Consider the following 9,272-nt stretch of genomic DNA (forward strand, 5'->3'; position numbering starts at 1 on the left):
CAGCAATCCCCTGTAGCTCAATTGGCAGAGCAGCCGGCTGTTAACCGGCAGGTTACTGGTTCGAGTCCAGTCGGGGGAGCGCAGTCCCCTGTAGCAACCACGGCATCCAGCAGGCGACCGGCACGTACGTCATGTTCCTGGACAGCGACGACGTGCTGGAACGGAACGCCTGCCGCAACATGCTGGCGGCTGCCGAGCGGACCGGTTCCGACCTGGTCTCCGGCATGTGCGTGCGCGTGCACCTCGACAACCGGTGGGGCAAGACCACCGAGTGGTACCCGTGGATCTACTCCCGCACGCGCACGCTGGAGTCGATCACCGAGGACCCCGACCTGCTGGTCTACGACACCCTCTCCACGAACAAGTGCTACCGGCGCGCGTTCCTGCTGGAGCAGGGCCTGGAGTTCCCGGTCGGCATCCACTACGAGGACCTGCTGTTCTCCGCCCAGGCGTACGTGGCCGCCCGCCGCATCACCCTGATCCCGAACCACGTCTACTACTGGAACGTGGTGGAGAAGGCCGCGGCGAAGTCGATCAGCAACCGCCGCCACGAGATCGCCAACTTCGCCCACCGGATGGAGATCCACCGCCGCGTCGACGAGCTGCTGGCCGCCAAGGGCCACACTGGGATCCGGACCGCGAAGGACGCCAAGTTCCTCAAGCACGACCTGGTGCTGCACCTGCGCGACCTGCCCCTGCTGAGCGACGCCTACCGCCAGGAGTTCGCCCGCCTCGCCAACGGCTACCTGGCCGGCATCGACCCCGCCGCGTACGAGAACGTCACGTACCTCCAGGCGATCTGCGCCTACCTGCTGGGCAAGGAGGACTGGGACAACCTGCTCCCGGCCGCCGACGCGATGACCAACAAGGGCCGGCTCTCCTCGCCGCTCGCCGAGCGCGACGGGCGGATCTACTGGTGTGCGCAGCACATCGACGACCCGGCCGACCCCGAGGCCCGCCGGATACTGGACGTGACCGAGCAGGGCTTCCACACCGCCCCGCTCACCTCCCTGTGCCTCGGCAACCGCCTGACCTCCTACGAGGACGACGGGCGCGGCACCGTCACCCTGTCCGGCGCGGTCGTGAACCCGCTGGGCCGGATCGCCCCGGAAACGGAACTCACGGCCTCGCTGGAGTTCCGGGCCCGCCGGCAGATCGGCGTCCGCTCATTCAGCTTCCCGGTGGCAACCGTGCGCCACGCCGGTGACACGATCGAGTGGACCGCCACCGCGGACATCGGCAGCACCGTCCGCCCCCTCGGCATCATCGACGCCGTCTGGGACGTCCGCCTGAAGCTGACGGCCGGCGACGACCGCCTGACCACCCGCGTCTCGGTCGGCGGGGTGGACCTGGAGTCGGCGGCCCGGCTGCGCGTGCGCCCGCGGCTGACCCGGCTGGTCTCCGACCGCTTCGAGCCCGAGGTCACCAAGAAGGGCAACCTCTCCTACGTCCTGACCGCCGAGAGCGCCGCCGCCGTGCGCACCCAGACGCTGATCGGCAGCGCCATGCACGGGCGGACCGCGGGCCTGGTCAAGCGGAGCCTGCGCAGGGCCCTGCGGGCCCGCCGCAACCTCGGCTCCGGCGAGCAGAAGGTGAAGGTCTACCACGAGGTCTTCTCGAAGCTGCCCGTCAAGAAGGGCACGGTCGTCTTCGAGAGCCACATGGGCAAGCAGTACAGCGACAGCCCGAAGGCGATCTACGAGGAGATGGTCCGCCAGGGCGTCCCCTTCGAGGCGGTCTGGTCCTACGCCGGGGCCAAGCCCACCGGCTTCCCCAAGGAAGCCACCCTGGTCAAGCGCTGGAGCTGGGCGTACCTGCGGGCGCTGGCGCAGGCCGAGTTCTGGGTCGACAACCAGGGCTTCCCGCTGGCCCTCACCAAGCGCCCCGGCACCACCTACATCCAGACCTGGCACGGCTCCGCGCTCAAGCGGATGGGCTTCCACGAGCCCCGCACCAAGGCGCAGGGCAAGGCCGGCCAGGACCGCTTCCAGGCGGCCGTCGACCGCTTCGACCACTTCCTGATCCGCTCGGAGCACGACGCCCGCACCCTCGCGAAGGGCTTCCGGCTGCGCGACGAGGTGCTGCTGCGCACGGGCTACCCGCGCAACGACGCCCTGGTCGAGGCGCACCGCGCCGAGACGCAGAGCGGGGAGCGGGTGCGCGGGCCGCTCGCCGCCGAGTTGGGCATCGACCCGGAGAAGAAGGTGCTGCTCTACGCGCCGACGTTCCGGGCCGGCGCCGACGGCGCGGTGGAGGGCTTCACCTTCCCCTTCGACGTGGAGGAGTTCGCGGACCGGCTCGGCGACCGCTTCACGCTGCTGGTGCGCACCCACTACCTCAACAGCGTCTCGCTGCCCCCGTCGGTCGCGGGCCGGGTCGTCGACGTCTCCCGCCACCACGACATCACCCCGCTGCTGGCGCTCGCCGACGGGCTGATCACCGACTACTCCTCCGTGATGTTCGACTACGCGGTCCTGGACCGGCCGATGCTGTTCTTCGCGTACGACTACGAGGAGTACGCGAACGACATCCGCGGCACGTACTTCGACCTGAAGGAGAAGGCCCCGGGGCCCGTGGTGGCCACGGCGGACGAACTCCTCCAGGCCATCGCCGCCTTCGAGGAGGCGGACGCCAAGTACGCGGAGGCCCGCCAGCGTTTCCTCGCCGAGTTCGGCGAGTACGACCGCGGGGACGCCGCCCGCCAGATCGTCGAGAAGTTCTTCACCGGGAGCGGCAAGTGAGCCAGCAGACCGCCACGTCCGCAGCGGCCACCGAACACCCCGGCGGCCGCGACATCTTCATCGTCTCCAACAGCGTCGACGAGCTCGGCGGCGTGACCACCTGGTCCCACCAGATGGCCCGGCTGTTCACCGACCGCGGGCACCGGGTGCACATCGTCGGCATCGCGCCCGTCGCCGAGGAGATCCGGCAGAAGCTGCCGGCGTACCTGCCGTACGAGATGACCACCCTGTACGACAGCCACCCGCCGAAGGCGCGCCGCCTGCGCGGCATCAAGGGCCGGTTGAACGCCCCCGAGCGGCGCCGCCAGTCGGCCCGGCGGGCGCTGATGCGGGCCAAGGCGGAGCAGCTGAGCGAGCTGCTGCGCCAGGCCCGCCCGGGCGGAGTGGTCATCGTCACGCAGGTGTGGGCGATGGAGTGGGTGGCGCTGGCCGACACCAAGGGGCTCAGCGTCATCGGCATGAGCCACGAGTCCTTCGAGGCCAGCCGGAAGTCCACCCGCGGTGAGCGGGTGCGCCGCTTCTACTCCGAGGTCGACCGGCTGCTGGTGCTGACCCCTGAGGACGCGGACCTGTGGATCCGGGCGGGCATGGAGAACGTGGCCAGCATGCCGAACCCGCTGCCGTTCATGCCGGACTCCCCTGCGCCCCGCACCGGGAAGGTCGTCGCGAGCGTCGGCCGCCTCGCCTTCGAGAAGGGCGTGGACCTGCTGCTCGACGCGTGGGCGGACGTCGCCCCGCACCACCCCGACTGGGTCCTGCGGATCTACGGGGCGGGCGTCGAGGAGCAGGCGCTGCGGGCGCACTGCACCGCGCTCGGGCTGGACGACTCCGTGGAGTGGATGGGCAGCACGGACGACGTGCTGGGCGCGCTGCGCGGGGCCTCGGTCTTCGCGCAGGCCTCCCGCGCCGAAGGCTTCCCGATCACGCTGCTGGAGGCGATGGCGGCGGGCGTCCCCGCGGCCGCGTTCGACTGCGCGCCCGGCGTACGGGAGATCGTGCGCGACGGCGAGGACGGGCTGCTGGCGCGGCTCGGCAACACGATGGAGCTGGCCGGGCACCTGCGCACCCTGATGGCCGACCGTGCGCTGCGCGACCGGCTCGGCGACAACGCCTTCCGGGCGGTGCAGCGGTATTCCAGTGCCGAGATCACCGACCGGTGGGAAGAGCTGTTCGCGTTCCTGGAGCGCTGAGCCCCCGCACCGCGCGTACGAAGCCGCCCGCCCCGGACACGACCGGGGCGGGCGGCTTCGTACGGAAGGCCTAGCGCTCCGCGTGGTGCAGGGCGCCCGTGCGGTTGGCCTCCCAGCCCGCCCAGGCCGAGGTGATCATCTCGCGCACGTCGTGCTTGGCCTTCCAGCCCAGCTCGGCGGCGATCTTGTCGGCCGAGGCCACGACCTTCGCCGGGTCGCCGGGGCGGCGCGGGACGACCACCGGCTCGTGGGTGTGCCCGGTGCCCTCGTTCAGCAGCTGGGCCATCTCCCGTACGGAGACGCCCTCGCCGCGGCCGATGTTGACGGTGAGGTCGCGGTAGTCGCCGGTCGCCCCCCACTCGACGAGCTTGCGGGCCGCCACCACGTGGGCCTCGGCGAGGTCCTCGACGTGGATGTAGTCGCGGATGCAGGTGCCGTCGGGGGTGGGGTAGTCGTCGCCGAAGATCCGGGCGCCCTCGCCCTTGTCGAAGCGCTCGAAGACCATCGGGACCAGGTTGTAGACCCCGGTGTCCGCGAGCTCGGGGGTGGCGGCGCCCGCCACGTTGAAGTAGCGCAGGCAGGCGGTGGAGATGCCGTGCGCCTTGCCGGCCGCGCGGACCAGCCACTCACCGGCCAGCTTGGTCTCGCCGTACGGGCTCAGCGGCGCGCAGGGGGTCTCCTCGGTGACCAGGTCCACGTCGGGCATGCCGTACACCGAGGCGGAGGAGGAGAACAGGAAGTTGCGCACGCCCGCGGCCGCCACCGCGCCCAGCAGGACCTGAAGGCCCTCCACGTTCTCGTGGTAGTAGTACAGCGGCTTCTCGACGGACTCGCCGACCTGCTTCTTGCCCGCCAGGTGCACCACGCCGGTGATCTTGTGCTCGGCCATCGCCTCGTCCAGGACCAGCCGGTCCAGGACCGAGCCGATCACCAGCGGGACGCCCTCCGGGACGCGGTCCTCGTTGCCCGTGGACAGGTCGTCGAGGACGACGACCTTCTCCCCCGCGAGCAGCATCGCGCGGACGACGTGCGAGCCGATGTAGCCGGCGCCACCGGTGATCAGAAAGGTCATGCGTACTCCCGAGTGTCTTGATCCTCGGCGATCGTGGCGATCACCGGCTTTCCTACTGCGCCCCGCGGCCGGCCTTGGCCCGGTGAAGGCGGCTGCGCACGAGGCTCAGCGCGCCCGCGGCACCCGGCGCGAGCCGCAGGGCCAGGGATCCCCCGCCCGTACGGAACGGCTGCGCCAGCAGAACACCGTACCTGCTGCTGGGCAGGGCCCGGCGGTGGAGCAGGCCCGGCAGGGGGCGCGGGGAGGTGGTCAGGGAGCTCCCGTCGCGGCACTCCACCCCGATCTGCACGCCCCAGGCCTGCATCCCGCGGCGGCCCTGGCGCCGTCCGGCCGCGGCCACGGCGGTGAGGTGGAACGGCAGTTCGGCGGTCCACCCGTCGCCGTCCGCGGCGGGTCGCAGCTCCACGGGCCGGCCGAGCACGGGTTCACCACCCGACCGGGGGACGAAGTTCAGGCGGGCGGTGTGCGGACCGGCCGCGGCGAGGCGCCCGTACAGATCGCGTACCCGGACCCGCAGCGCGGCCGCACCGGCCGGCTCGGCGTCGATGGTGACGGGCAGTTCGTCCACCGCCAGCTCGGCGAGCCGGTCCAGGGCGACGGGGAGCTCCTCGCTCCACACGGGCCCGCCGTCGGGGCCGGTCGCGTACGGGGGCAGCAGGCGGGGCGGCTCGGCGGCGAAGCGGGTCAGCCGCTCGACGTCGGCGGGCGGGGCCTCCGTGGCCAGCAGCACCCGGACGATCCAGCGGGCGTGCGCGCCGGCGGCCTCGATGACGGCCTCGTCGAAACCGGCCAGGTAATCGCGGGTCAGGGTCCACCAGGCGGCCTGGTAGCCGGGGTCGCCGCCGAGCTCGCGCAGGTACATGCGCAGGTCGTACTCCAGGAACTTCACCTGGCAGGCGCGGCCCAGCTCCGGGGAGGACTCGGCGATGATCCGGGCGGCGGCGCGGTGGGCCTCGATGCGGGAGCGCCAGTTGCCCACGTCCTTGCGGTCCAGGGAGATCGACACCTGGGCGGCGCTGCGGCGCACGTGCCACACGTAGACGAGGTCGCCGATGACGGCGATGCGCGGGGCGGCGGCGAGGACGCGCGCGGTGAAGACGAAGTCCTCGTAGACGAACCGGCCGTCGGGAAAGCGGATCGCATGCTTTTCCAGGAAGGACCGGTCGTACAGCTTGTTGACGCAGAGGGTGTCGCGGACCAGCTCGGGCCGGTCCGCGGGCCGCTCGATCACGTCCCCCGGGGTGTAGAGCCCCGGCACCCACGGCACGTCGTGGTACTGCGGCAGCTCACGGCGCACGCACGCGCCGACCGTGACCGGCGCGCGGTGCTCCTCGGCGGCGCGCAGCAGGGCGTCGACCGCCCCCGGCGGCAGGACGTCGTCGCTGTCGAGGAAGAGGACGTACGGGGAGGTCGCGGCTGCGATCCCGTCGTTGCGCGGGGTGCCGCAGCCGCCGCTGTTCTCCGCGCGGTGCACGACCTTGAGGCGGGGATGGACGGCCGCCAGCTCGTCCAGCACCCGCGCGGTGCCGTCGGCCGAGGCGTCGTTGACGGCGATCACCTCGGCGACGGCCGGGCCCTGGGCGAGGGCCGAGGCGACGGCCTCGCCCACGAGCACGGCGTCGTTGTACGCGATCACCACGACGGAAACGCTGGGAGGAATGGTGCTGCTCACCCGGTGGATCCTAGGCGACCGGGGTAAACATCACTTCAACACCGTCTCCCGCACCGCAAGAACGACAGAATCCCAGGTCAGAAGGGCCGGAATTCGTCGTACTCCTGCTGCGCCGCGTCCCCGCGGCGCGCTTCGCGCTCCTTGCGGCGCTGGGTGGCCGGACGCGGGGCCTCCATGCGGTGGTCCTCACCGCGGCGGCCCAGCATCTCGGCGCCGGCCATCATGGTCGGCTCCCAGTCGAAGACCACGGCGTTCTCGTCGGTGCCGATGGCGACGCCGTCGCCCGCACGGGCACCGGCCTTCATCAGCGCGTCCTCGACGCCGAGGCGGTTGAGGCGGTCGGCCAGGTAGCCCACGGCCTCGTCGTTGTTGAAGTCGGTCTGGCGCACCCAGCGCTCCGGCTTCTCGCCGCGCACCTGGTAGACGTCCTCGACCTCGTCGTAGGTCACGGTGAAGCCGGCGTCGTCCACGGCCTTCGGGCGGATGACGATCCGGGTCGCCTCCTGCTTGGGCTTGCGGGCGCGCGCCTTGGCGACGACCTCCGCGAGGAAGTAGGAGAGCTCCTTCAGGCCCGTGCGGGCGACCGCGGAGACCTCGAAGACCTTGTAGCCGCGCGCCTCAAGGTCGGGGCGGATCATGTCGGCGAGCTCCTGCCCGTCCGGGATGTCCACCTTGTTGAGGACGACCAGGCGCGGACGGTTCTCCAGGCCACCGCCGTACTGCTTGAGCTCCTCCTCGATGACGTCGAGGTCGGAGACGGGGTCGCGGTCGGACTCCAGGGTGGCGGTGTCCAGGACGTGCACCAGCACCGAGCAGCGCTCGACGTGGCGCAGGAACTCCAGGCCGAGGCCCTTGCCCTGGCTGGCGCCCGGGATCAGGCCGGGGACGTCGGCGATCGTGTAGACGGTCGAACCGGCGGTCACGACACCGAGGTTGGGGACCAGGGTGGTGAAGGGGTAGTCCGCGATCTTCGGCTTCGCAGCGGAGAGCACCGAGATCAGCGAGGACTTGCCGGCGCTCGGGAAGCCCACGAGGGCCACGTCGGCGACGGTCTTGAGCTCCAGGACGATGTCGCCGGCGGTGCCGGGGACGCCGAGGAGCGCGAAACCGGGTGCCTTGCGGCGTGCGGAGGCCAGCGCCGCGTTGCCGAGGCCGCCGCGGCCGCCCTCGGCGGCGACGTAGGTGGTGCCCTGGCCGACGAGGTCGGCGAGGACGTTGCCCTGCTTGTCGAGGACGACGGTGCCGTCCGGCACGGGCAGGACCAGGTCCTGGCCGTCCTTGCCGGAGCGGTTGCCGCCCTCGCCGGGCTTGCCGTTGGTGGCCTTGCGGTGCGGGCTGTGGTGGTAGTCCAGCAGGGTGGTCACGGACTGCTCCACCACCAGGATCACGTCACCGCCACGACCGCCGTTGCCGCCGTCGGGGCCGCCGAGCGGCTTGAACTTCTCCCGGTGTACGGAGGCGCAGCCGTGGCCTCCGTTACCCGCGGCGACATGCAGCTCGACGCGGTCCACGAAGGTGGTCATGGTTGTTCCTCCAGATACATACGGGAATGTCCCGGGGCAGACCTTGCTGCCCTCATTGAACGTGTGTACGTGCAAACGCGCCGAGGGCGGACCTCTCTTCCCGACTTGCGCCGGAAAGAGACGAGATCCGCCCTCGAAAAGTTACGAACGCCCAGATCGGAAGATCAGGCGGCCGGAACGATGTTCACGACCTTGCGGCCACGGTGCGTGCCGAACTGCACGGCACCGGCCTGCAGCGCGAACAGCGTGTCGTCGCCGCCGCGGCCGACGCCCGCGCCCGGGTGGAAGTGGGTGCCGCGCTGGCGGACGAGGATCTCGCCGGCGGAGACGACCTGACCGCCGAAGCGCTTCACGCCGAGCCGCTGGGCATTGGAGTCGCGCCCGTTCCGGGTGGACGATGCGCCCTTCTTGTGTGCCATGTCTCAGTCCCTCTTACTTCGCAGCCGTGGGGATACCGGTGACCTTGATCGCCGTGTACTGCTGACGGTGACCCTGGCGACGGCGGTAGCCGGTCTTGTTCTTGTAGCGCAGGATGTCGATCTTGGCGCCCTTGTGGTGGTCCACGACCTCGGCCTGGACCTTGATGCCGGCCAGGACCCACGGGTCGGAGGTCACGGCGTCGCCGTCGACAACGAGCAGGGTCGAGAGCTCGACCGTGTCGCCAACCTTGGCAGTGGAAATCTTGTCAACCTCAACGATGTCACCAACAGCAACCTTGTGCTGGCGACCACCGCTGCGCACGATGGCGTACACGCGGATCTCTCTCTCACTCGGGACGGATGCTCCTGAAGCCAGCCGCTCAGGCAGGGCCCGGGGGCCCGCACTGTTCCGGATTGGACGAGCGGCCTCTCCCGCATGCGGTGCTCAGCAGGAGGAAGGTGCTCAGGAGCGCGACGCGCACTAGACGTAACCATCTAGGACATGCCGACGGTCTAGGTTACGGGGCTGCTTCCGGAGGGTCAAACCGGGCCCCCGGGGCCCCGCACGGCCGTGGGGGGGGGGCGGCCGGCGCGCGCCCCGCGGCCGCGGCGGCGGCCGCCGCCGCCCCGGCCGCGCGGGCGGCGCGCGCGGGCC

The 9,272-nt window shown here is 71.3% G+C and carries 6 protein-coding genes, 1 tRNA gene and 1 pseudogene; 3 read left to right on the forward strand and 5 right to left on the reverse strand.

The window, feature by feature from the left end:
- The first annotated feature begins 6 nt into the window (after nt 1–6).
- From AB0B01_RS25590 to AB0B01_RS25600, 3 genes and pseudogenes are all read left to right on the forward strand, one after another.
- Nucleotides 7–79: transfer RNA gene (locus AB0B01_RS25590), tRNA-Asn, on the forward strand.
- A 16-nt stretch (nt 80–95) separates the two neighbouring features.
- Nucleotides 96–2,741: pseudogene (locus tag AB0B01_RS25595) on the forward strand (CDP-glycerol:glycerophosphate glycerophosphotransferase); the annotation flags it as partial.
- Nucleotides 2,738–3,931, forward strand: a complete 1,194-nt coding sequence (locus tag AB0B01_RS25600) for a glycosyltransferase (RefSeq protein WP_361723498.1) — start codon at nt 2,738–2,740, stop codon at nt 3,929–3,931. The pseudogene AB0B01_RS25595 and the gene AB0B01_RS25600, both read left to right, overlap by 4 nt.
- A 70-nt stretch (nt 3,932–4,001) precedes the next feature.
- Here AB0B01_RS25600 and galE read toward each other — a convergent pair whose 3' ends face one another.
- The 5 genes from galE to rplU all read right to left on the reverse strand — a co-directional run bounded on the left by galE (nt 4,002) and on the right by rplU (nt 8,951).
- Entirely contained in the window at nt 4,002–5,003 is a 1,002-nt protein-coding gene (gene galE / locus AB0B01_RS25605; protein ID WP_361723501.1) for a UDP-glucose 4-epimerase GalE, read from the reverse strand.
- 52 nt (nt 5,004–5,055) lie between these two features.
- Nucleotides 5,056–6,675, reverse strand: coding sequence for a glycosyltransferase family 2 protein (locus tag AB0B01_RS25610; RefSeq protein WP_361723503.1), 1,620 nt, complete (start codon nt 6,673–6,675; stop codon nt 5,056–5,058).
- A gap of 77 nt (nt 6,676–6,752) precedes the next feature.
- Nucleotides 6,753–8,198 (reverse strand): GTPase ObgE, encoded by a 1,446-nt coding sequence (gene obgE, locus AB0B01_RS25615; RefSeq protein ID WP_361723506.1) that lies wholly within the window; start codon nt 8,196–8,198, stop codon nt 6,753–6,755.
- Nucleotides 8,199–8,362: 164 nt separating this feature from the next.
- On the reverse strand, nt 8,363–8,617 hold the full coding sequence (gene rpmA, locus AB0B01_RS25620) for a 50S ribosomal protein L27 (RefSeq protein WP_008738950.1): 255 nt from the start codon (nt 8,615–8,617) through the stop codon (nt 8,363–8,365).
- Nucleotides 8,618–8,630: 13 nt separating this feature from the next.
- Entirely contained in the window at nt 8,631–8,951 is a 321-nt protein-coding gene (gene rplU / locus AB0B01_RS25625) for a 50S ribosomal protein L21 (protein ID WP_045947825.1), read from the reverse strand.
- Nucleotides 8,952–9,272: the final 321 nt, after the last annotated feature.

The organism is Streptomyces sp. NPDC044571 (assembly GCF_040647115.1).
Lineage (GTDB): Bacteria > Actinomycetota > Actinomycetes > Streptomycetales > Streptomycetaceae > Streptomyces.

What these genes read in the sequence shown, in the direction of transcription:
- galE (WP_361723501.1), bottom strand. Translation starts at nt 5,003, where the DNA reads ATGACCTTTCTGATCACCGGTGGCGCCGGCTACATCGGCTCGCACGTC.
- obgE (WP_361723506.1), bottom strand. Translation starts at nt 8,198, where the DNA reads ATGACCACCTTCGTGGACCGCGTCGAGCTGCATGTCGCCGCGGGTAAC.
- rpmA (WP_008738950.1), bottom strand. Translation starts at nt 8,617, where the DNA reads ATGGCACACAAGAAGGGCGCATCGTCCACCCGGAACGGGCGCGACTCC.